The following is a 21,314-nucleotide window of genomic DNA, read 5'->3' as shown; positions in this document are numbered from 1 at the left end:
TGTCTATGTCTATTCAAATTGCAGGTGCCCCTTGCTGCTGGGGTGTTGATGATCCCAAAAATCCATACCTTCCTCCATGGGAAAGAGTCTTAAATGAAGCCTCACAAGCTGGCTGTCAAGGAATTGAATTAGGACCTTATGGATATATCCCTTTTGACATACAAAAAGTCACAAAGGTTTTAACAGAACTGGATTTAACGATTATTGCAGGTACTATTTTTGACAATTTAGTAGATCAAGAAAATATTGAAAATCTAATAAAACAAGTGGACGATATCTGTTCTTTTATTACCAAATTACCCGCAGCCCCTGTATTAAAGCATCATCAGTATCAAGCTCCTTATTTAGTTGTCATCGACTGGGGGCACGAAGAGAGGAATAAACATGCAGGAAGACCGGAAGAGGCTCCTCGTCTATCAGAACAGAAATGGAAACAGATGATCCAGCATATTAAAAAGATTGCAGAACATGCATGGAATAACTACGGAGTCCGGGCTGTGATTCATCCTCATGCAGGTGGATACATTGAGTTTGAAGATGAAATCAATAGATTGTTACATGAAATCCCTCATGAAACAGCAGGTCTGTGTTTAGATACTGGGCATCTATACTATTCAAAAATGGATCCTATCGAATGGATCGAACGATGTGCTGACAGATTAGACTACTTGCATTTTAAAGATATTCATTTAGACACGTATGACCAAGTGATGAAAGAGCGCACACGTTTTTTTGAAGCATGTGCTAAAGGAGTCATGTGCCCAATCGGTCAAGGAGTCATTGACTATCATAAAATTCGACATCTATTAACAGAACTAAACTATTCAGGATATGTGACGTTTGAACAAGAACGTGACCCGCGAGATGCTGATACAAGCTTAGAGGATGTCAAACAAAGTGTAGATTTTCTGAACAAACTTGGATTTGCAAATGAATTGAAAGCGAGGAATCGTTAAATGATTAATGGTGAAAAAATAATCGAGCGTCCCATTCGTTGGGCGATGGTCGGCGGAGGACGCGGGAGTCAAATTGGGTATATTCATAGATCTTCCGCTTTACGAGATGGGAATTTTCAGCTGATTGCAGGGGCATTTGATATTGATCCAGAAAGAGGGCAATCCTTTGGAATCAACCTACATATCGACCCCTCACGATGTTACTCAGATTATCGGACAATGTTTGAAGAAGAACAAAAAAGAAGTGACGGTATTGAAGCTGTCTCGATTGCCACACCAAATGGTACGCATTATGAAATTTGTAAGGCTGCACTACTTTCGGACCTTCATGTAATTTGTGAAAAACCACTTTGTTTTACAACACAAGAAGCAGAAGAGCTATTAAAGTTAGCAGAAGAGAAGAATAAAATTGTTGGCATCACATATGGTTATTCGGGCCATCAAATGATTGAACAAGGAAGACAGCTGATTGAGGAAGGGAAATTAGGAGACATCCGCCTTGTCAATATGCAATTTGCACACGGATTTCACTCAGAGGCAGTCGAAAAGAAGAGCGCAAGCACAAAATGGCGTGTAAATCCTAAAATGGTTGGTCCAAGTTATGTTTTAGGTGACTTAGGTACACACCCGCTATTTTTATCTGAAATCATGTTACCAAACTTAAAAATAGAAAAGTTAATGTGTACGCGGCAAAGCTTTATCAAAGAGCGTGCTCCTTTAGAAGATAATGCTTATACAATCATGAAATATGACAATGGAGCGGTTGGAACGGTGTGGTCTTCAGCTATAAATGCAGGATCTATGCATGGTCAAAAGATTAGAATTGTAGGCTCAAAAGCGAGCATTGAATGGTGGAGTGAACAACCTAACCAGCTTCGATACGAAATTCAAGGGGAACCAGTACGAATATTAGAAAGAGGTATGCCTTACCTGCACCCACTAGCCATAGAAGAGGATCGTATTAGTGGGGGACATCCTGAAGGGTTATTCGAAGCTTGGTCAAATTTATATGCAAGATTCGCTAAAGCGATGGAAAATACACGACTAGGCATTAAAGGTTCAAGCGAAATATGGTTTCCAGATATTAGAGCGGGCATAGAGGGTGTAAGATGGGTAGAAAATTGCGTGCACTCTGCAAATAATGGCGCTGTATGGGTTGACTATATTTAAAATCATATCATAGAAAGGCGTTGAGAAATGAAGTTTGATGGGATTAATCACAAATGCTGTTTTTGCTTATCCAGACGGTCCTGAATGGTCGAATGAGTTCACTTTAAGATCGATTAAACAAGGTTTGTATATTTAAAGTTTTGCTGGGAGCCTGTTTGAGGCTCTCTATTTTATTTTTGGTTGAACGAGCATTTTGTTTAATGGAGATATGTCGATCCCAAGAACCAAATCTGAAAAGGGCATAGATCTCTTGTATCAAGACATATGAATTTCTTTTCATCTAGTTTACATAATATATATTCTAGGAAGTTAAACAAAGAGATGAATTTCCTGTCTCATAAACTAAGTATACTTTAGTCAATGAGACGAAAAAGAAATGTATAGCAAAATAACCGCATATTCCGTTTGCGCTATTATTAATCTGTCACGCACAAATTTAACTCCGGTTGATACAGCTGAATCAAACCTAACACTGCAAACGTCGCAAAAGCAATTTTTATGATGACAAAACCAAACCATAACAAATTATTTATCCAATGAACACACAAATGAAAAATTCATGTCTGGTAATACTTTTCTGCTCTTTCCTTGCTCATTTTCGAAGATTTTTTGCACTGGCTGCGCACAGCGATTTCAAATAAGTCGGCAAATGACGAATGTTGAGTACAACACAATTACGACAGCGCTTCCATTTCATAATTTCAGGATGCTTCTCTATATTCACATGATAAATAAGCCGTCTTGAACAGACGGCTTTACAGCTTGTTATTTGCTTTGCTTACCTGCGGATGTGTGAGTGATCCGATACCGCACAGTTAAAAACTTCAGGCCGAACAGCCACATATGATGAACGGCCTTCAAGCTTGTTTCGCTCCGGGCCGCAATAAGAAATGTCTCTGCCAGAGGAAGATGGCATGCCCCCCATTTCGTCTGCAGATAAATCCCTTCATCACCCGCTCCGCTTTTTCGGCGTCTGCTCGTCAAAATAAGATTCTGCTTATGCGCATAAGGTTTTAAAATGCCCGTCATTTGGCCATACGGCAGCGGGAGAGAAATATTCATGTATCCCTCTCCTTTTGACCTGTACGCTGAATACAGCGCAGTAAAAACGGTTTCCTGCTTGTCATTTGTTCTGATCCATGCCCGGACATTTTTTCTGCCGTCTCTGTCAGAATCGACTCCTTTCATGCGAGTGTGCATGGTATACCAATCCGGATTCATTGACAGGTGGATCTGCCCCGCTCTTCTGCTGAACGGCTCGTACATGCGCGCGAACGGACGAAACCATCCGCTCCACGTCACTTTTGCCTTGATGTCATAATCAATTGTCTCTTCATAAAAGGAAATAACGGCCGGAGCCAGTTTTTCAGTTGAAAAGTCTTCAGAATGCAGTTCTCTCATCTGATCCTGAAGGCCGGTATAATGGATTTCATTTGCTGCATGAATGTCAGTCAAAAAATTTTTGCCTATCGTTCCCTTCCCGTAAATTCGGCTGAACGTTCTTTCACTGCCCTCATCAAACGGTCTCGGATTTTCTATTATCCATCCCGTCAATGCCGGCAGAATAACGCCGAATGCATTGACTGCTCCGTGAACCCAAATCATCTGACTGATCGTGAGCGTTGCCTCCTCGCGGTAGACACCGAACGAATATATCAAAGAAAAAACAATTGTAATCATTAACACAGCCGAAGAACTCCTGATCAAGAACCTGCCTGTTTTCACAGCAAACGGCACCTTAAAGACGAGATACGCATTAACATACAGACCCGTCAGATACAGAGCGACAGCAATCACATCAAGTGTCTTTGAAAATGTAATCCCCAGGGCGATAAGGATCGGCGAAATCAGGATGATGACCGTGCTCAGCCTGTAAAGAACGCGGTTCTCCCGCAGGATCCTGCCGAGCAATCCGTTAAAGATCGGAATGAGAAAAGCCGAATAGTGAAAGTGCACCGCCGTCAGCAGCACGATAAGCGGACTGAAATCCATGATAGGAATCTTAAGGATATATGCAAAAAACCAAAATCCGCCGCCGGCCAAATAAACGAAACCCATCATAACAGACATCTCTTCCGCTCTGTGGATATTTGTTTTCATCAGCCGCCATACAGCATACAGTGCAAGTCCAAGCGTATAAATGAGCCAGACAAAGGCAAAAAAGCTGAAGTCTGTAATCAGCGCAAGCACTGCACATAAAGCGGCAATGGGATAACTCCGTAATAGCACATTCTCTAAGGTCTTTGACGGCCGAAACGCAAAGCGGAATACAGCAGGAACGAAAAATAGCACGGATAATAAAACAAACGTCTCAGCAGCTGATATATGCGGTGCTTCAGCCGCCGCAAATCCCAAAAAGCAAACCGCGCCTACCATGAGATGACGCTTCAGCATGTTTCTCCCTCTCTTTCCCGGAAAGTCCCCCGGTAAGAGAAAATTGTGCCGAGTATCCGGTTTTTCACATGAACCTTTATGCTGAAGCAATTCAATTCCTCATCATAAGCCTCATAAACGGTTGAACTGCCGCACAGCCAAGCCGGAAGCGGGATTTTCTTTCCGCCTATCAGGAGCCACTGCTTTCCGGATGTAATAACAAGCCCTCCGTCTGAAGCCGCTTCTAAATGCAGTTCAGACAGCAGGATATGAGGTTTACCGAAGTAATCAAGAATTCTGTTTTCCCGCTCGTCATATTCCATGACCGCATCAAAAAACCGGGTTTTGCCTTTAAAGAAAAAGGTTCGGTTCCACTCCACACCATTTTTCCTGTTTTTGTTCTCAATGGTAAAAGGGATATCTGTTCCCCTCTCTGAGAAAAAACATCTGAAAAAAACGCCTGTCTTTAAAAGCATTCTGACAAACAACGAACCTCCCTTAATTTCTGACATAACCCCTTCTCCGCAAAACGTGCGTGATCCGGCAAGTTTGTACCGTTTCTGCAGCATCGGATGCAGGAATTGATAATGAATAATCGCTTTTTCATACATTGAATCCGTCATTTCACTTCTCTCTCTTTCGTTTTGTATGCGCGGCGCTCGGCAGCAGGAATGTAAGAATCATACCCGCTACCGTAAGTAATCCTAATGGAATAGCGAATCCGCCGCCGGAATACTGCATTGCCGTTATACAAAAGAAGGCTGACTGTCCGGTGTGGATCAGCCGCTTTCTCCGCATAGGCAGCATCCATAATATCCCTAATCCTGTCTTCAGCGCTCCCTTCACGATCTCTGCATCGGCACAGCTATCATGAAAACCTTGAAAAAACCAATACAGACTGAATACGAGACACATCAGGACATAGACAAACCCGAAACGGACTGATATCTTCGGATGTCGGTTTTGTTCTATCCAAAGCCGCAACGCATCAAAGCTCCATGCGGTAGCCCAGCCGAGCAGCGGACGAAATAAAAACCGGTCTATCCATCTTCCCGGCAGACCCCAGGCCGTTTCATATTGATATTGAGTCAAAAATGTGATGTCCCCGTTATCCCGCTCTATATACCTCCAGTAGCCCCGGCCGTCTTTTATCAGAGACAGCGGATGATCCGATGCAAAAGCAAGCGCCGACACCCTTTCTGACGATTGAGGCCTTATGTCACCCATTGATTCACCCGTGCCGGACACCTTCAGCCCAAAACCGATTCGCGTTTCATATAGGAATCTCTGCGGTTCATCCGGTAACTTATGAAGATATGTAATGTCAGAAAAGCGCAGGTCCCATTCCTTATGAAGAACCGGATTTTGCGTATATTCCCAAAGCGTTTCTATATCAGACGCTATATTGATCTCGACATATATCGGCTTCTGTTTCATGCTCCCTCCTCTTCCCTTCTTTTGTAAACAATTCCTATATTATCATAGGGATGTATGAAATTCCGCAATAAGATTTCAGGAATATGAAGCTGGTTTTTAACATAAAAAAACCCTTCACATTAAACGTGAAGGGTTTCGTAAATGATATGCATATTCCTCAGTTGGCAGCCTTGTGTTCAGGGCTTGTACTTTCTTCTTCCGCCCATGTTTCAATATGCTTGAGTTCCGGAGTATTCTCTGCTTTAAATACGGGATCAAGTCCTTTTTTGCGCTGAGCGGCATAATCTTTATAGATTTTATAGGCTACATTACTCAGCAGCAAGATTGCCACTAAGTTAATGAGAGCTAAGAGACCCATGAACAAGTTTGCCATGTCCCAGACAATCTGGAAGTCAGCCAAACATCCGTATACCACCATCACTACGACGAATACGCGATAAATATTAAGCCATGTTTTGCTTGTTTTAATAAATTCGATATTCGTTTCACCATAGTAATAGTTGCCGACGACTGAGCTGAATGCGAATAAGAACATCGCAATTGCAATAAACGTCGGGGCCCAGCCTCCAAGATGGTGCTGCAGTGCGGCTTGTGTCACTTGGATGCCGTCGCCTTTAGGCGTAAAGCTGTACAATAAAATGATAAAGGCAGTCGATGTACAAACGATAAATGTATCGAAAAATACGCCTAGCGTCTGGATTAATCCCTGCTTAGCCGGATGCGATACGTGTGCAGCTGCTGCGGCATTCGGCGCGCTCCCCATACCCGCTTCGTTTGAAAACAGGCCGCGCTGCGCACCGATAATAATGATGCTTCCTAAGCTTCCGCCGACGATCTGCTCAAAACCAAACGCATTTTTCACAATCGTCGCAAGCAATTCAGGTACCGCGGTAATATTCACAATCACAACATACAACGCGATCAAAATATACATACCGGCCATGATCGGAACGATTAATTGCGAAACGGATACAACACGTTTCAGCCCGCCGAATATAATGAAAGCCGTTAATACAGCTAAGATGATGGCGATAATTGTTTTATTCACATGGAAAGCTTCGTCAAACGCGACAGAAATCGTATTTGACTGCACGGCATTAAAGATAAGTCCGAAAGAAACGGTAATCAATACGGCAAATAAAATACCGAGCCACCGGGCGCCGAGACCCTTCGCCATGTAATATGCCGGACCGCCGCGGAATTCGTCACCTGAGCGCACTTTATACAGCTGCGCCAAGGTACTTTCCACAAAGCTTGAAGCCATACCGACAATTGCTACGATCCACATCCAAAATACTGCGCCGGGACCGCCTGTTGCAATCGCCAGCGCGACACCGGTCAAGTTTCCGGTACCGACACGCGAAGCGGCCGAGATAAAGAATGCCTGCATTGAAGACACTCCTTTATTTCCTTGCGGCTTCTCCCCGACGATTCTAAACATTTCAATAAAGTATTCGAATTGAATGAAGCGAAAACGGAATGTGAAATACAATCCGATTCCTACTAAAATATAAACAAGATACTTCCAAATAAAATCATTTGGAACATTTATGATTTCACTGATGAAAGCCTCCATGTTTAACCTCCCTTTTACATATCTTTTACTGTCATTTTTGCTGCATATGTTAGATCTTTTAACACAACGGGTATTATTATATCACAACAACAGATGTTGAGAAGTTTTTTTAAGAAAATGTTTCGGTTTCTTCATCATGCTTATTGCTGGTATGCCCCGTTTCTTTATCCTGTAACCTGAAAAATGTTGTCACATCAGAAGGGCTGCGTGCATATCATAACAAATAGGCCTTTAAGAATAAAAGAGATGAAAAGACGGACGGAATGGTATATACTTAACCAACATAATAATTTTTTAAATTTAATAAATGTGTTTACTTTCAATTTAAATTAGGGTATTATAATAAAAATATTCAGACTTATGAAGGGGGGAGAACATTTGAAAAAAATCTTGTTTTTAAAAGCTTCTATTTTATTTTTAGCGATTGCAAGCTTTCATTTGCTCTCCATTCCCCATGCGTTTGATACTGCTCATCATTTTAAAGCCGTAGCCGATCAGCAGGAAATACACGAAATGAAGGCCGGCCAAAATGCTGACGATGAGAAAAAATCGCTGACGGGCTCATTTTTTTTGACGGCGCTTTTTGCCGCTTCTGTCTCATTGATCGTGATATCAGACAGAAAACGCCCCGCTTCCCGGAGAAGACAGCGAAAGAAAAGCTTTCTAATCGCTAAATTTTATCAGTCCTCGTATTTCGATGAGCTTCATGTTCAACATCGCCTATCTATGTAACATAAAATGAGGAGGTTGTTCAACATGTTGTTTATCTTACGAATGGTGATTTTAGGCTTATTTTCATTCACTGCATTAAATTTATTTGTGTGGCAGGGAATTGAAGTCGTTCACGCTATCACGGACTTATTCGGCAGCCACGAGAGCTAATAAATAGCAAAACCTCCGCTTTAGGACCAATTGAGCGGAGGTTTTTTTTACTTTATTTTATTTTTACTCTTAAACATCAGACGCGGGGATACGCCATACATCTGTGACCGGCCCTGTCTCATCTTCATCTGTAAAGAAGGAGCCGTTGCTGTATCGGTCATTAGCCCGCAAGGATTTCACGGAGGCTTCAATTCTCTCGCCTTTTTCGGTTTCCGCAGCGATCATGTCGGCTAAAGCGCACGCGAATACTCCGACAACACGATGCGGGTTCTTTTTAAGCTCACGCAGCATGATGACGCCGCGCTTAGCCCTGGATGTTCTTTCGAATTCAGAGAGATTCATCCGTTTGATGGCTCCCCGCTGTGTGACGAGGACAAGCGAATCTGCTTCATGCAGGATTTGTCCTGATACGACGGTATCGCCGTCTTTTAAATTAATGCCCTTCACACCGGCCGCACGGGCTCCGACTACATTTACTTCATCTTCACCGAACCATAAGCCGTACCCGAGCCGGGTGGCGATAAACAGCTGGCAGCCGCCGTCTGTGACATGAACATCAATCAGCTCATCGTCCCCTTTAAGGTTAAGAGCAACAAGCGCTTTTGAGTAACGCTGCGCTTTGTAATGCGTCATTTCAGTTCTTTTCACCATACCGTTTTTCGTCATAAACAATAAATATGAAGATGGATCAAATTCTTTTACCGGTATAGCTTTCACGATGGTTTCGTCACGGTCCATCGTGGTGATGTTCGTGACGTGCTGCCCCATGTCTTTCCACCTGATATCAGGAAGCTGGTGAACCGGACAATATATATAGCTTCCCTTATTGGTAAAGAGCAGGAGCACATCCGTTGTATTCATTTCAAATTGGTGAATCAGCCTGTCCGTGTCCTTCATCCCGAAATCCTGGCCGTTAGAAGCGGCAAATGACCGCTGGCTTGTTCGTTTTACATAGCCGTCTTTCGTGACTGTCACATAGACGTCCTCAGAGGCAACCATGACTTCGAGATTGATTTTAATTTCTTCAATCTTCTCTTCAATGACCGACCGTCTGCTGTCGGCATAAGTCTTTTTCACTTTTTTCAGGCTGCTGGTAATGACTTTTAACAGCTTTTTATCATGACTTAAAATGGCTTCAAGCTCCTGAATTTTCTTGCTGAGCTCTTCCGCTTCCTCTTTTAATGCCGTAATATCCGTATTTGTCAGACGATACAGCTGCAAAGATACGATCGCTTCCGCCTGAGGCTCCGTAAATGCGAATTTAGAAATTAAGTTTTGTTTCGCATCTTTCTTGTCGCTGCTTGCCCGGATGACGGCAATGACCTCATCTAGCACAGACAGTGCCTTCATCAGTCCTTCAACGATATGGTGCCGCTCTTTTGCTTTTTGCAATTCAAAGACGGAGCGGTTTGTCACCACTTCCTTCTGGTGGGAAATATACGCATCCAGAATGGCCGTAAGACTCATCAGCATCGGCCGGCGGTTATGTATGGCGACCATATTAAAGTTATACGTTGTCTGCAGGTCAGTGTTTTTATATAAGAAATTCAAGATGCCTTTTGCATCGGCTTCTTTCTTTAACTCAACGACCACCCGCAGTCCCGTGCGGTCCGTTTCATCCCGGACTTCAGAAATACCTTCAACTTTTTTGTCAATGCGGTATTCGTCCATTTTCTTCACGAGATTGGCTTTGTTTACTTCAAACGGGATTTCTGTAATGACGATCTGCTCCCGTCCGCCTCTTACGGCTTCCACTTCAGCCTTGCCGCGGATAATAATTTTGCCTTTACCGGTTTCATAGGCCTTCCGAATGCCGTCAACACCTTGGATGATGCCTCCTGTCGGAAAGTCAGGCCCTTTAATCACCTGCATCAAGTCATCGACGGTACAATCGGGCGATTCAATCCGCTTAATGACAGCATCAATGACCTCACCCAGATGATGAGGTGGAATGTCAGTCGCATAGCCCGCGGAAATCCCGGTAGATCCATTGACCAGCAAGTTAGGAAACATAGCGGGCAGAACAACCGGTTCTTTACTTGTGTCATCAAAGTTTGGAACGAATTCAACCGTATTTTTATCGATGTCCCGCAAAAGCTCTGATGCGATAGAAGATAATCTTGCTTCCGTATAACGCATGGCAGCAGGCGGATCACCGTCAATGCTTCCGTTGTTGCCGTGCATTTCAATCAGCACATTCCGCACTTTCCAATCCTGGCTCATCCGCACCATCGCTTCATAAACGGAGCTGTCTCCGTGCGGATGATAATTACCGATAACGTTCCCGACCGTTTTTGCCGCTTTCCGGAAATTTTTATCGAATGTATTTCCGTCTGCGTGCATGGCGTATAAAATTCTCCGCTGCACCGGCTTTAACCCGTCACGTGCATCGGGCAGCGCCCTGTCCTGGATAATATATTTACTGTAGCGTCCGAAACGGTCGCCGATTACTTCTTCTAACGGTAAATCATGAAATAATTCTGGCTGTGCCACTATTAAACCTCCTCAGCGACCGACAAGTTTTCATTTTCTAAAATATTGCTTTCCTCGTCTAATCCGAAGGCAACATTCTTTTCAATCCATTTTCTTCTCGGTTCTACTTTGTCTCCCATTAATGTCGTTACGCGGCGCTCTACGCGTGCCGCATCGTCAATCTTGACTCTGACGAGCGTTCGCGACTCGGGATTCATCGTCGTTTCCCAGAGCTGGTCTGCGTTCATTTCTCCCAGACCTTTATAACGCTGAATGGTATAGCCTTTGCCGACTTTCTTTAAAACGCCGTCCATTTCTTCGTCGGACCAAGCATATTCAATAATCTCTTTCTTGCCGCTTCCTTTGCTGACTTTGTAAAGAGGCGGAAGCGCGATGAAGACTTTTCCGTGCTCAATTAAAGGTTTCATATAGCGGTAGAAAAACGTTAACAGCAAGACTTGAATATGTGCGCCGTCAGTATCCGCATCGGTCATGATGACGATCTTGTCATAGTTAATGTCGTCTATCTCAAAATCTGCGCCGACTCCCCCGCCGATCGCATGAATAATTGTATTGATCTCTTCATTTTTGAAAATGTCTGCAAGCTTTGCTTTCTCTGTGTTGATGACCTTTCCGCGAAGGGGCAGCACGGCTTGGAATTTCCGGTCTCTTCCCTGTTTTGCAGAACCTCCGGCAGAGTCACCCTCCACGAGATACAATTCATTCTTCGCTGGATTTCTGGAACCGGCCGGTGTGAGTTTTCCGCTCAGCGTCGCTTCTGATTTTTTGCGTTTTTTACCGCTTCTCGCTTCTTCTCTCGCTTTACGGGCAGCTTCACGGGCCTGGCTTGCTTTAATCGCTTTTTTGACGAGCAGGGTCGCTGTATCGCGGTTTTCTTCCAAGAAATAAGCAAGATTCTCAGAAATGACTGCGTCTGCGGCGGATCTCGCCTCACTTGTGCCAAGCTTCCCTTTTGTCTGGCCTTCAAATTGCAGCAGTTCCTCAGGGATACGCACAGAAATAATCGCGGACAGCCCTTCTCTGATATCGGCGCCTTCTAGGTTTTTGTCTTTCTCTTTTAAAAGCGCGACTTTTCGCGCATATTCATTAAACGCTCGTGTCATTGCCGTTTTGGCTCCTGATTCGTGGGTGCCGCCGTCCTTTGTTCTGACGTTATTAACGAATGACAGCATATTTTCTGAGTATCCGTCATTAAATTGGAAAGCAAAATCGACTTCAATGTCGTGGTGCTCGCCTTCAAAAGAAACCACTTCGCATAAAGCGTCTTTTTCTTCGTTTAAATAGGCGACAAATGCTTCAATTCCGTTCTCATAATAAAATACTTCTTTTACGTTGTTCCGCTCATCAATTAATTCTATTTTTAAGCCTTTTAATAAGAAGGCGGATTCGCGCAGACGTTCCGACAGCGTGTCAAAATTATAAACCGTTGCGCTGAACATTGACGGATCAGGTTTAAAATGGGTAAGCGTTCCCGTTTTCTTGGTCGTACCGATTTTTTCAAGTGAAGTCACAGGCTTGCCGCCGTTTTCAAACCGTTGTTTATAAACATAGCCGTCACGCTCAATGGTAACTGTCAGCCACTCTGATAAAGCGTTTACGACAGATGCGCCGACACCATGCAGACCTCCGCTTGTTTTATAGCCGCCCTGGCCGAATTTCCCTCCCGCATGCAGCACGGTGAAAATAACTTCCGGTGTCGGCTTTCCGAGCTTATGCATTCCGGTCGGCATTCCGCGCCCTCTGTCCTGCACGGAGATGCTGTTGTCCTTATGTATCGTTACGATAATATGATCTCCGTAGCCGGCAAGGACTTCATCGACGGAATTGTCGACGATCTCATATACCAGATGGTGCAGGCCGCGTGCGTCCGTCGAACCGATATACATTCCCGGTCTTTTTCTGACGGCTTCCAGGCCTTCAAGCACCTGTATGGCATCTTCGTTGTAATCAAATTGCTGTTTTCTAGCCAAACGTACAAACCCCTTTCAAAAAACCTGCTCTTAATCATTCTCTTTTTAAATGTTTTCATGTCTTTGTTTTTCAGTATGCGCAAGCTTCGGTCCAATTCTCCTCGGACTCACAATTATAACCAATATGCTTGATTTCGCAACATCTTTAAGCGAATGGCTCGTTTTTTAGGCCGCAAGACATACATTCGAACGGCTTTTCATCTTTTTGGTGCTCTTTTCCGGGAACAAGAACTTATGTTCGCTTTCTATTATATAGATTTATGCCGTCCATCGCAAACAGACTGCAGCCCCCTTTAATGCAGGGGTTTCTAAAAAAGCTGTTCATGCTTTATTGTATCTGTTTCAACATCATACGCAAAGAGTATTCTTTCAATAAAAAAACAAAAACCCCTGATTTGCCAAGGATTTTTGCCTTTTTTGTTCCTATTTTATAACAGCGCGGGCGACTTTTATACATAAATCCATAATGGCCGTCCGCCCTTTCTCAGTAATCATGCGGTACGCTTCTTCATTTGCCAGGCCCTGCTGCGCCCAAAAAACGGGAGCATCCGTCTGTAAAAACTCTTCAGCGACGCCGGGAAGCTGCTCAGAGCGTCTGAACACATTGACGATATCAATCGGTCCCTCAACGTCTTTTAATGAAGCGACGGCTTTAACGCCAAGCGCTTCATCAATCGTCGGATTGACAGGAATAATCTCGTACCCTTCATCCTGCATCGCTTTGGAAACCATGTAAGAAGTCCGGTCGGGACGGTCTGACAGCCCGACGACGGCGATACGTTTGCTTCGGTCAAGAATTTCTTTAATCTCTGACTTTGAAGGATTTTGCATCTTTACCATCTCCTTTTGTATTATTGTACACGACAGCTTCACCGGATTCAAAAAAAGCGGTTTGTCAGCTTAATTCTCAAAAAACTTGTCATCAGACAATAACAACTCGTGTTAAAATAAAGTGAAGGGACATTGAAAAGGAGAAATGTAGATGTTGATTGCTTTATTGATTATTTTGGCCTATGTAATAGGCAGCATCCCGTCAGGTTTAGTCGTAGGCAAACTTGCGAAAGGGATTGATATTAGAGAACATGGAAGCGGTAATTTGGGCGCCACAAATGCTTTTCGCACGCTTGGCGTTAAAGCGGGATCTGTCGTCGTTGCAGCCGATATTTTAAAAGGCACCTTGGCCGCGGCGCTGCCGTATTTATTGCACGTTCCCATTCACCCTCTTCTCGCAGGAGTGGCGGCAGTGATCGGTCATGTATTCCCCGTATTCGCAAAATTCAAGGGCGGAAAAGCCGTAGCCACTTCAGGAGGCGTCCTGCTGTTTTATGCTCCTCTGTTATTCGTAACGATGGTTGCAGTGTTTTTCGTATTTTTATTCCTTACGAAATTTGTTTCTCTGTCTTCAATGTTAACAGGGATTTATACGATTATTTACTGTCTGTTTGTAAAAGACCCTTATTTATTAATCGTAGTGACGCTCTTGACCGCGTTTGTTATCTACAGACACAGGGCAAACATCAAACGGATTATGAACAAAACAGAACCGAAAATCAAATGGTTTTGATGAAACTTCAATTTTGACATCAAAATGCCATATGCGTTTATAATAGAGATAATTTCTTTATGAGAAACAAAAAGGGAGTGTACCGGATGAACATGAAAGTAACGAAAGGCGCGCTGGATTGGTACAAAGAAGAGCTTGAACTGGAAACAGGCGATCAAGTCCGTTTCTTTGTCCGTTACGGAGGATGCAGCAGCGTCCAGAAAGGCTTTTCTCTCGGTGTTTCAAAAGACCAGCCGATGAACGTCGGAATCAGCACGGAAGTTGAAGGCATTACCTTTTTTATTGAAGAAAGCGACTTATGGTACTTTGATAATCACGATCTGTCCGTCACATATTCAGATCAGTCAGAAGAGCCGGTATTTGATTACGTGTAAGAAAAAAGAACGCATCCGCTGCGTTCTTTTTTTTACAGTTTGAACCTTCTGATATGATCAGTCAGATGTTCTTTTTCTAATATGCGTTTCTGCGTTTCACCGAGCAGGTCAAAGTGGGGAAATGCATTTTTATGATGAATCCACTCAGGCTTCAGCCCGTATTCCGATCCCCATCGGATCAGCTTATCGAGATCGCTTGACCCGGCCTTCGTCACGGTCTTAGCCTCCGGAAAGCGGTCGTCCAGCCAATAATGCGTTAAAAAAGCGATTTTTCCTTCCGATACATCCCGCTTCCATCTTTCCAGTTCTCTACGTGTAATTCCAAATGCCATAACTGAGCCGCTCCTTATTTTTTTGCCTTTTCGTAAGCGGCGTGCCAATCAGGAAAGGCCTTGCGGAACTGAATCGGTTTGAAGCTCTGTTTATCGACGCATATGTGAGAGGATGACGCTTCGATCGCAAGTTCTTGATCCGGATTATAGATGCGGTAGCCGTAAATGATTTTAAATCCGTTATATTCTTCAATCCACGTATGTACTTCTGCTGTTTCTCCGTAGCGGAGCGGCTTTTTATAAGAAATGCTGATATCCACTACAGGTGACAGCACCCCTCTTTCTTCCATGTCCTTGTACAGAAATCCGAGGTCCTTAATGAGCGCCGTTCTCCCGACCTCCATCCAGACTAAGTAATTGGCATGATAGACGATGCCCATTTGATCTGTTTCCGCATAACGCACTTCTATTTCTTTTTTTGACACATGCAACGTTCTCTGCTCCCTTATTATCAGATTAGCCCTATTTTATCACAACGAGGCGGAAAGAGAAAAAACCAGGTTTCCCTGGTTTTTATTACGATTGATAGCCGTTTTCTCTCGCAGCCGATTCATCCTGAATTTCACTTCGGAATGATTCAATGCTTTCATTGCGTCTGGCATTCTTCTCCTGAATGCGCTGTTTTTCCTCTTCTGTCGCAAACTCCATTGATTCTTTCGCTTCTTCTATATTTTCGATTGTATTCTGTACCATATCCTGAAGCTTTTCAACGTTATCAGAACGGTCGTCCGGGTTCGGTCTTTGGTTATGATTTGTCATCATGTCAGCTCTCCTTTAATGATATTATTCGCCTTTCGTCTGCATGACAATCGGATGTCCGTTTGACTTGTCATGAAACTTTTCCCCTTTGTTTCGTTTATATTTAACGGGTTTTGTCCCTAAGTGGCTCGGAGCGTACTGCGGCTGGCCGTCTTTCTTGTTTGTGCCCATGTTCATCCCTCCTTAAGAGTATATTTCGCAAAAGGAGGCGCAAACATGACTGCAAATTAAAGGTTATTTTTGTTTGAACCGCTGCTCCAGCTTTTCTTCAAGCTGATTCAAATATTCCGTATTGGTCATCAGCTCACGTTTATTCTCCATAACCAATTCATGAAAAGAACGTTTTCTCATTTTTTTCAATCTTCTCACCTCCGTGTTTTCATTCATTTTTTCCAATTTTTTAAAAGATAAGCCTTTCGCATAAAAAAAACTGAACCTCTACTTGAGATCCAGTTTTTCTTTCATTTCTTTTTTTGTCATCGTGCCTACTCGGATGTGCTGAATGGTTCCTTTTTCGTCTAATATGTATGATGTCGGATAGGAAAGCACGTTGAAATCTCCGTTAATCCCGCTTTTGTCAATCAGAATTGGAAAGGTCAGCTGATAAGTATCAGCGAATGATTTCACAGCCTGTATATTTTTTTCAGAGGACGTAAAATTAACGGCTACTACCGCAATATCAGGATTTTCTTTCTGCAGCTCCTGCATATCGGGCATTTCCATCCGGCATGGCTTGCACCACGTCGCCCAGAAATTAAGGAGCACTTTTTTACCTTTATAATCAGAAAGGGAGCTGCTTTTTCCTGACAGTGTGTCGAGTGTAAAGTCAGGAGCCTTCATCCCTTCTTCTGTCCCTTCTTTCGGACTTGTTTGTGCAGAATAAATGTTCCAGCCCGCATACACTAACAACCCGATAAGTAACAATACGCCCAGCCATTTTGCAAGCATCTCAAGGCCTCCCGTATAAAAAGAGAGAAAGCAGGCCGCTTTCTCTCTTTTGTCATTCTGCTACTGTTTCATTTTATCGCGAAGCACCATTTGTAAGATGCCGCCGTGGCGATAGTAATCAATTTCCACTTCACTGTCGAAACGGACAACGACTTCAAATGTTTTTACCGTACCGTCTTCACTGATAGCTCTGACAGTCAGCAAGTCGCGTGGACGTACAGTTTCATCAACATCCACCTCGATAACTTCCTTACCGGTTAAACCGAGTGTATCCGCGTTTTCACCCTGTTTGAACTGGAGCGGCAGCACACCCATGAAGACGAGGTTACTTCTGTGAATTCTTTCAAAGCTTTCCGCAATGACTGTTCTGATGCCTAGCAGGTTTGTTCCTTTTGCAGCCCAGTCACGTGAAGAGCCCATTCCGTAATCTTTGCCGGCCAGGACGACAAGACCCGTTTTATCTTCTTTATACCGCATGCATGCGTCATAAATAGATGTCACGTCACCGGTAGGCCAGTGTGTAGTGTATCCGCCTTCTGTACCAGGCGCGATTTGGTTTTTAATGCGGATATTGGCGAATGTTCCTCTCATCATGACTTCATGGTTTCCGCGGCGTGAGCCGTAAGAGTTAAAGTCCCGAGGAGAAACGCCTTTTTCCTGCAGGTATTTGCCCGCCGGCGTGTCTTTTCCGATCGCTCCGGCCGGAGAAATATGGTCAGTCGTCACGGAATCTCCGAATTTGCCGACAACGCGAAGCCCTCTTAATGGCTCAACTTTTCCCGGTTCTACAGACATTTCTTCAAAGAACGGCGGGTTTTGGATGTAAGTAGAATCCTTATCCCACTTGTAAAGTGCTTCATCCGTCGTTTCGATTTCATTCCAGCGCTGGTTGTCGTCAAATACCGTTTCATATTCTTTACGGAATAATTCCGGCGTCACAGTCTGTTTGACGAGGGAATTGATTTCATCCATTGACGGCCAGATGTCATCGAAGTAAACGTTTTGCCCGTCTTTTCCGACACCGATCGGGTCAGATTTCAAGTTAATATTCACAGTGCCTGCCAATGCGTACGCGACGACAAGCGGCGGTGAAGCAAGGTAGTTTCCTTTGACAAGCGGATGGATCCGGCCTTCAAAGTTTCTGTTGCCTGACAGGACAGAAGTGATCAGAAGATCATTTTTAGCAACCGCTTCTTCAATCTCTGGAGAAAGCGGTCCGGAGTTTCCGATACATGTCGTACAGCCGTAACCGACAAGATTAAAACCGAGCTCCTTCATATAAGGAAGAAGGCCTGAGTTGACTAAGTATCCAGTAACAACCTTAGATCCCGGTGCAAGTGATGTTTTCACATAATTCGGCACTTTCAATCCCAATTCTACCGCTTTTTTCGCTACCAATCCGGCACCGATTAATACAAAAGGATTAGATGTGTTTGTGCAGCTTGTAATGGCGGCAATTGCAATTGCCCCTGTTTTCATGACCGCATCTTCGCCGCTGTTAAGTTTAAATGAGATTTCTTTGTTCTCTTCAGCAGCATCCATTCCGAATCCTTGGTTGCCGGCCGGGCTGACGAGATGTTTTTTAAACGTTTCCTGCATGACAGAAAGCGGGATTAAATCCTGCGGACGTTTCGGGCCTGATAGGTTCGCTTCAATTTTTGACAGATCAATTTCTACAACGTCTGTAAAAATCGGCTCTTCTGCGTCAGGCGTATAGAATAAACCGTTGTTGCGGCAGTATGCTTCCACGACATCGATCTGTTCTTCTTCACGGCCGGTCAGACGCATGTAAGAAAGTGCTTCCTCGTCAACCGGGAAGAATCCGCAAGTCGCTCCGTATTCCGGCGCCATATTGGCAATAGTCGCCCGATCCGCAAGCGGAAGCTCAGCAACACCAGGGCCGAAGAATTCAACAAATTTATTGACTACGCCTTTTTCGCGCAGCACTTGAGTGACTTTCAGCGCTAAGTCAGTTGCCGTCGTTCCGTTAGGCAATTTTCCGACAAGTTTCGCGCCGATGACCTCAGGAACAGGGAAATATGAAGGCTGGCCGAGCATTCCTGCTTCCGCCTCAATACCGCCGACACCCCAGCCGAGAACGCCGATTCCGTTAATCATCGTGGTATGGGAGTCTGTTCCCACCAAAGTATCAGGATATGTCACAAGCTCTCCGTCTTCATCTTTCGTATGAACGACACTAGCCAAAAACTCAAGGTTTACCTGGTGGACGATACCTGTTGCAGGCGGAACGGCCTGATAGTTGTTAAACGCTTTCTTTGCCCAGCTTAAAAATTTATAACGTTCTGCATTTCTTTTGAATTCTAAGTCCATATTAATGGCTAACGCGTCTTCCGTACCCGCTTTGTCGACTTGTACGGAGTGGTCAATGACCAGGTCAACCGGAATTTCAGGATTGATTTTATCAGGGTCACCGCCGACAGAAGCCATGGCTTTTCTTAAAGATGCCAGGTCAACTACGGCCGGAACGCCGGTAAAGTCCTGAAGGATAACCCGTGACGGTTTAAACGGCACATCGATATCTTTTAATTCAGCAGTACCCCATCTTGCTAAATTTTCAACATGTTCTTTCGTAATGACGCGTCCGTCTACCTGACGCAAAACGGATTCCAAAAGAACCTTAATAGAATAAGGAAGTTTTGAAACATTGCCGACCCCTGCGTCTTCCAATGCTTTTAATGAATAGTAGTGGTATGTTTTCCCGTTTGAAGAAAATGTTTTTCTTGCTTGGAAAACGTCTTGTGTTGCGACTTTTTGCTGATTTGTCATTCTCCAAAATCCCCCTTCAAAGATCAAGATCGTTCTTTAGATGAATGTTCACATTCCATCACAATTTTCTCACAATTTCATCTTAGTATAAAATCATACATAAGTAAATATCAATGTTTTTATTAAATACAATAAGATCGTCTTATCAGAATAATTTCCGGTAAATTTTGTCCTGTTTTAAGTCTCATACAACGGGCAGTAAAGAGCCATATTAAAGTTGAGGTGATGATCATGGTAAAACGAAAAGCCAATCATGTGATAAACGGCATGAATGATGCAAAAAGCCAAGGTAAAGGCGCGGGTTATATTGAAAATGACCAGCTTGTCCTGACCGAAGCAGAACGGCAGAACAATAAAAAAAGAAAAACAAACCAATAGCCGTCACCCCTTAAAAAAGGAGGCTTTAACATGACAAATAAAAATACGAGCAAAGATATGCATAAAAATGCTCCGAAGGGCCATAATCCCGGCCAGCCGGAACCATTAAGCGGAAGCAAAAAAGTGAAAAACCGCAACCATACAAGACAAAAACATAATACAAGCCACGATATGTAAAACAGACCTCGGTGTCTGTTTTTTTGTGCTTTCACCCATTCAAAGCTTCTGCATACGTTATAGCAAGGCTTTTTTAATATGGAGGGATGCTTCCATGAATCATTCAAATCACGCTGAAGAATTTGATGATATCGAAGAATGGCTGCGGCAGTTTTACGAGGACCCGTATGCTTGGTATGACGAGACGCTTCCGATCGACCTATATGAAACAAGCCGTCAATACATCATTGAAGCTGACCTGACGGCGCTGAAGCCGGTGCAGGCGATGACCGTCACTCTTTCGGGAAATGAGTTCATGCTCTCTGTTAAAACGCTTGAACAGACGTTAAACAAACAAATGATGCTGCCTTTTTATCTGAATGACAAACATATTTTCACTGATTTCACAAACCATATTCTGACCGTCTCCATGAACAAGGAGTCAAATGAAACCCCTGCCTCTTTTTCCTTTCAATTTCCTCTATAACATAAAAAAGCCGTTTTCATCCCTCAATGAAAGCGGCTTTTTTTTCCGGTCATATCAGTCATATACCCTCGAAGTGAATCTCCCATGGCCAAATAGCAGAATCACTATACGATAGAATATGTTCTAGCAACCGGATTGACTGGACATCTATCATTTTTTCTATTCTTTTTTCATGTGTTCTTCTATTCTGTCTTCGTTTACAATATGGTTAAAGTAAGGAGGAGATAAAACAATGCTTGAAGGCTGGTTTATGTGGTTTATTTTATTTTGGGTCATCGTAATGATCGGATTGCTGTCCATCGGCGGGTTCTTTATGTTCCGAAAATTTTTAAAACGCTTACCGAAAGAAGACGGCCGGTCAGAACTGGATTGGCAGGATTATTATATTGAAAAAAGCAGACACCTTTGGGATGAAGGCGACAAGGCGTTTTTGGATGAACTGGTCGCCCCCGTGCCAGAGCTCTTTCGGGATGTAGCCAAAGCTAAAATCGCCGGAAAAATCGGTGAAATCTCTTTACAAGAGGAGGCAGAACAAATAAACCGGGATTTAATCATCAGGGGTTACATACTGGCCACCCCTAAGCGGGATCATCAGTTTTTGAAAAAACATCTCCGCGAAAAACAGATTGACCTTACTCCTTATCAAACCCTGCTCAAATAAAAAACCTTTCC

The 21,314-nt window shown here is 43.7% G+C and carries 24 protein-coding genes; 10 read left to right on the top strand and 14 right to left on the bottom strand.

Features of this window, described 5'->3' with window-relative positions; genetic code table 11:
* The first annotated feature begins 5 nt into the window (after positions 1-5).
* Both AD710_RS16785 and AD710_RS16780 read left to right on the top strand, forming a co-directional pair.
* The gene (locus AD710_RS16785; protein ID WP_049628555.1) at positions 6-956 is read left to right on the top strand and encodes a sugar phosphate isomerase/epimerase family protein; all 951 of its coding nucleotides are present in this window, start codon (positions 6-8) and stop codon (positions 954-956) included.
* Entirely contained in the window at positions 957-2,126 is a 1,170-nt protein-coding gene (locus tag AD710_RS16780; protein ID WP_049628554.1) for a Gfo/Idh/MocA family protein, read from the top strand.
* A gap of 765 nt (positions 2,127-2,891) precedes the next feature.
* Here the strand turns inward: AD710_RS16780 and AD710_RS16775 are convergent.
* The 4 genes from AD710_RS16775 to AD710_RS16760 all read right to left on the bottom strand — a co-directional run bounded on the left by AD710_RS16775 (position 2,892) and on the right by AD710_RS16760 (position 7,512).
* Complete coding sequence (locus AD710_RS16775) at positions 2,892-4,520, bottom strand: YndJ family protein (RefSeq protein ID WP_049628553.1); 1,629 nt, start codon at positions 4,518-4,520, stop codon at positions 2,892-2,894.
* On the bottom strand, positions 4,514-5,122 hold the full coding sequence (locus AD710_RS16770) for a DUF4166 domain-containing protein (RefSeq protein WP_049628552.1): 609 nt from the start codon (positions 5,120-5,122) through the stop codon (positions 4,514-4,516). The genes AD710_RS16775 and AD710_RS16770 overlap by 7 nt, the downstream gene beginning before the upstream one ends.
* 1 nt (position 5,123) lies before the next feature.
* Positions 5,124-5,936 (bottom strand): hypothetical protein, encoded by an 813-nt coding sequence (locus AD710_RS16765; RefSeq protein WP_049628551.1) that lies wholly within the window; start codon positions 5,934-5,936, stop codon positions 5,124-5,126.
* 157 nt (positions 5,937-6,093) lie between these two features.
* Positions 6,094-7,512, bottom strand: coding sequence for an alanine/glycine:cation symporter family protein (locus AD710_RS16760; protein WP_049628550.1), 1,419 nt, complete (start codon positions 7,510-7,512; stop codon positions 6,094-6,096).
* 378 nt (positions 7,513-7,890) lie between these two features.
* On the opposite strand from AD710_RS16760, the gene AD710_RS16755 reads away from it, so the two are divergent.
* Together AD710_RS16755 and AD710_RS20240 are read left to right on the top strand one after the other, a co-directional pair.
* A complete protein-coding gene (locus tag AD710_RS16755; RefSeq protein WP_049628549.1) occupies positions 7,891-8,244 on the top strand; it encodes a hypothetical protein in 354 nt (117 codons plus the stop codon).
* A gap of 24 nt (positions 8,245-8,268) precedes the next feature.
* Positions 8,269-8,394 (top strand): hypothetical protein, encoded by a 126-nt coding sequence (locus tag AD710_RS20240; RefSeq protein ID WP_013352436.1) that lies wholly within the window; start codon positions 8,269-8,271, stop codon positions 8,392-8,394.
* Positions 8,395-8,463: 69 nt separating this feature from the next.
* Here the strand turns inward: AD710_RS20240 and parC are convergent, their stop codons facing one another.
* The 3 genes from parC to AD710_RS16740 all read right to left on the bottom strand — a co-directional run bounded on the left by parC (position 8,464) and on the right by AD710_RS16740 (position 13,688).
* On the bottom strand, positions 8,464-10,887 hold the full coding sequence (gene parC / locus AD710_RS16750; RefSeq protein ID WP_049628548.1) for a DNA topoisomerase IV subunit A: 2,424 nt from the start codon (positions 10,885-10,887) through the stop codon (positions 8,464-8,466).
* 2 nt (positions 10,888-10,889) lie between these two features.
* Positions 10,890-12,857: a DNA topoisomerase IV subunit B gene (gene parE, locus AD710_RS16745; RefSeq protein ID WP_016935963.1), complete on the bottom strand. Its 1,968-nt coding sequence runs from the start codon at positions 12,855-12,857 to the stop codon at positions 10,890-10,892.
* Between the two features lie 423 nt (positions 12,858-13,280).
* Positions 13,281-13,688 (bottom strand): CoA-binding protein, encoded by a 408-nt coding sequence (locus tag AD710_RS16740; protein WP_016935964.1) that lies wholly within the window; start codon positions 13,686-13,688, stop codon positions 13,281-13,283.
* A gap of 151 nt (positions 13,689-13,839) precedes the next feature.
* On the opposite strand from AD710_RS16740, the gene plsY reads away from it, so the two are divergent.
* Together plsY and AD710_RS16730 are read left to right on the top strand one after the other, a co-directional pair.
* The gene (plsY, locus tag AD710_RS16735; protein ID WP_016935965.1) at positions 13,840-14,421 is read left to right on the top strand and encodes a glycerol-3-phosphate 1-O-acyltransferase PlsY; all 582 of its coding nucleotides are present in this window, start codon (positions 13,840-13,842) and stop codon (positions 14,419-14,421) included.
* An 86-nt stretch (positions 14,422-14,507) separates the two neighbouring features.
* Positions 14,508-14,795 carry a HesB/YadR/YfhF family protein gene (locus AD710_RS16730; RefSeq protein ID WP_016935966.1) on the top strand — a complete coding sequence of 96 codons (288 nt, stop codon included), beginning with the start codon at positions 14,508-14,510 and terminating at the stop codon, positions 14,793-14,795.
* A 32-nt stretch (positions 14,796-14,827) separates the two neighbouring features.
* Here the strand turns inward: AD710_RS16730 and AD710_RS16725 are convergent, their stop codons facing one another.
* From AD710_RS16725 to acnA, 7 genes are all read right to left on the bottom strand, one after another.
* Positions 14,828-15,127, bottom strand: coding sequence for a hypothetical protein (locus tag AD710_RS16725; protein WP_016935967.1), 300 nt, complete (start codon positions 15,125-15,127; stop codon positions 14,828-14,830).
* A 14-nt stretch (positions 15,128-15,141) separates the two neighbouring features.
* A complete protein-coding gene (locus AD710_RS16720; RefSeq protein WP_016935968.1) occupies positions 15,142-15,558 on the bottom strand; it encodes a YbgC/FadM family acyl-CoA thioesterase in 417 nt (138 codons plus the stop codon).
* 85 nt (positions 15,559-15,643) lie between these two features.
* Entirely contained in the window at positions 15,644-15,886 is a 243-nt protein-coding gene (gene tlp, locus AD710_RS16715) for a small acid-soluble spore protein Tlp (protein WP_032864748.1), read from the bottom strand.
* Positions 15,887-15,910: 24 nt separating this feature from the next.
* Positions 15,911-16,057, bottom strand: a complete 147-nt coding sequence (locus tag AD710_RS16710; RefSeq protein WP_013352427.1) for an acid-soluble spore protein N — start codon at positions 16,055-16,057, stop codon at positions 15,911-15,913.
* Between the two features lie 63 nt (positions 16,058-16,120).
* Entirely contained in the window at positions 16,121-16,246 is a 126-nt protein-coding gene (locus AD710_RS19360) for an FbpB family small basic protein (RefSeq protein ID WP_012117651.1), read from the bottom strand.
* Positions 16,247-16,324: 78 nt separating this feature from the next.
* Positions 16,325-16,834, bottom strand: a complete 510-nt coding sequence (locus AD710_RS16705) for a TlpA family protein disulfide reductase (RefSeq protein ID WP_045925797.1) — start codon at positions 16,832-16,834, stop codon at positions 16,325-16,327.
* 60 nt (positions 16,835-16,894) lie between these two features.
* Entirely contained in the window at positions 16,895-19,621 is a 2,727-nt protein-coding gene (acnA, locus tag AD710_RS16700) for an aconitate hydratase AcnA (RefSeq protein WP_049628547.1), read from the bottom strand.
* A 231-nt stretch (positions 19,622-19,852) separates the two neighbouring features.
* Here acnA and sspO point away from each other — a divergent pair, with 231 nt between their 5' ends.
* From sspO to AD710_RS16680, 4 genes are all read left to right on the top strand, one after another.
* Positions 19,853-19,999, top strand: a complete 147-nt coding sequence (sspO, locus tag AD710_RS16695) for an acid-soluble spore protein SspO (protein ID WP_003244839.1) — start codon at positions 19,853-19,855, stop codon at positions 19,997-19,999.
* A gap of 30 nt (positions 20,000-20,029) precedes the next feature.
* Positions 20,030-20,176, top strand: coding sequence for a small acid-soluble spore protein P (locus AD710_RS16690; protein WP_003153984.1), 147 nt, complete (start codon positions 20,030-20,032; stop codon positions 20,174-20,176).
* 94 nt (positions 20,177-20,270) lie between these two features.
* Complete coding sequence (locus AD710_RS16685; RefSeq protein ID WP_049628546.1) at positions 20,271-20,642, top strand: Hsp20/alpha crystallin family protein; 372 nt, start codon at positions 20,271-20,273, stop codon at positions 20,640-20,642.
* Between the two features lie 232 nt (positions 20,643-20,874).
* Positions 20,875-21,303: a DUF2621 domain-containing protein gene (locus tag AD710_RS16680; protein ID WP_016935973.1), complete on the top strand. Its 429-nt coding sequence runs from the start codon at positions 20,875-20,877 to the stop codon at positions 21,301-21,303.
* Positions 21,304-21,314: the final 11 nt, after the last annotated feature.

It is taken from the genome of Bacillus sp. JFL15 (assembly GCF_001184225.1).
GTDB lineage: Bacteria > Bacillota > Bacilli > Bacillales > Bacillaceae > Bacillus > Bacillus siamensis.
This window is presented reverse-complemented; position numbering and strand designations above follow the sequence as displayed.

Excerpts from the sequence above, each read along its gene's own strand:
- AD710_RS16785 (WP_049628555.1), top strand. The coding sequence starts at position 6 with ATGTCTATTCAAATTGCAGGTGCCCCTTGCTGCTGGGGTGTTGATGAT.
- AD710_RS16780 (WP_049628554.1), top strand. The coding sequence starts at position 957 with ATGATTAATGGTGAAAAAATAATCGAGCGTCCCATTCGTTGGGCGATG.
- AD710_RS16775 (WP_049628553.1), bottom strand. The coding sequence starts at position 4,520 with ATGCTGAAGCGTCATCTCATGGTAGGCGCGGTTTGCTTTTTGGGATTT.
- AD710_RS16770 (WP_049628552.1), bottom strand. The coding sequence starts at position 5,122 with ATGACGGATTCAATGTATGAAAAAGCGATTATTCATTATCAATTCCTG.
- AD710_RS16765 (WP_049628551.1), bottom strand. The coding sequence starts at position 5,936 with ATGAAACAGAAGCCGATATATGTCGAGATCAATATAGCGTCTGATATA.
- AD710_RS16760 (WP_049628550.1), bottom strand. The coding sequence starts at position 7,512 with ATGGAGGCTTTCATCAGTGAAATCATAAATGTTCCAAATGATTTTATT.
- AD710_RS20240 (WP_013352436.1), top strand. The coding sequence starts at position 8,269 with ATGTTGTTTATCTTACGAATGGTGATTTTAGGCTTATTTTCATTCACT.
- AD710_RS16740 (WP_016935964.1), bottom strand. The coding sequence starts at position 13,688 with ATGCAAAATCCTTCAAAGTCAGAGATTAAAGAAATTCTTGACCGAAGC.
- plsY (WP_016935965.1), top strand. The coding sequence starts at position 13,840 with ATGTTGATTGCTTTATTGATTATTTTGGCCTATGTAATAGGCAGCATC.
- AD710_RS16730 (WP_016935966.1), top strand. The coding sequence starts at position 14,508 with ATGAACATGAAAGTAACGAAAGGCGCGCTGGATTGGTACAAAGAAGAG.
- AD710_RS16725 (WP_016935967.1), bottom strand. The coding sequence starts at position 15,127 with ATGGCATTTGGAATTACACGTAGAGAACTGGAAAGATGGAAGCGGGAT.
- tlp (WP_032864748.1), bottom strand. The coding sequence starts at position 15,886 with ATGACAAATCATAACCAAAGACCGAACCCGGACGACCGTTCTGATAAC.
- AD710_RS16710 (WP_013352427.1), bottom strand. The coding sequence starts at position 16,057 with ATGGGCACAAACAAGAAAGACGGCCAGCCGCAGTACGCTCCGAGCCAC.
- AD710_RS16705 (WP_045925797.1), bottom strand. The coding sequence starts at position 16,834 with ATGCTTGCAAAATGGCTGGGCGTATTGTTACTTATCGGGTTGTTAGTG.
- acnA (WP_049628547.1), bottom strand. The coding sequence starts at position 19,621 with ATGACAAATCAGCAAAAAGTCGCAACACAAGACGTTTTCCAAGCAAGA.
- sspO (WP_003244839.1), top strand. The coding sequence starts at position 19,853 with ATGGTAAAACGAAAAGCCAATCATGTGATAAACGGCATGAATGATGCA.
- AD710_RS16690 (WP_003153984.1), top strand. The coding sequence starts at position 20,030 with ATGACAAATAAAAATACGAGCAAAGATATGCATAAAAATGCTCCGAAG.
- AD710_RS16685 (WP_049628546.1), top strand. The coding sequence starts at position 20,271 with ATGAATCATTCAAATCACGCTGAAGAATTTGATGATATCGAAGAATGG.
- AD710_RS16680 (WP_016935973.1), top strand. The coding sequence starts at position 20,875 with ATGCTTGAAGGCTGGTTTATGTGGTTTATTTTATTTTGGGTCATCGTA.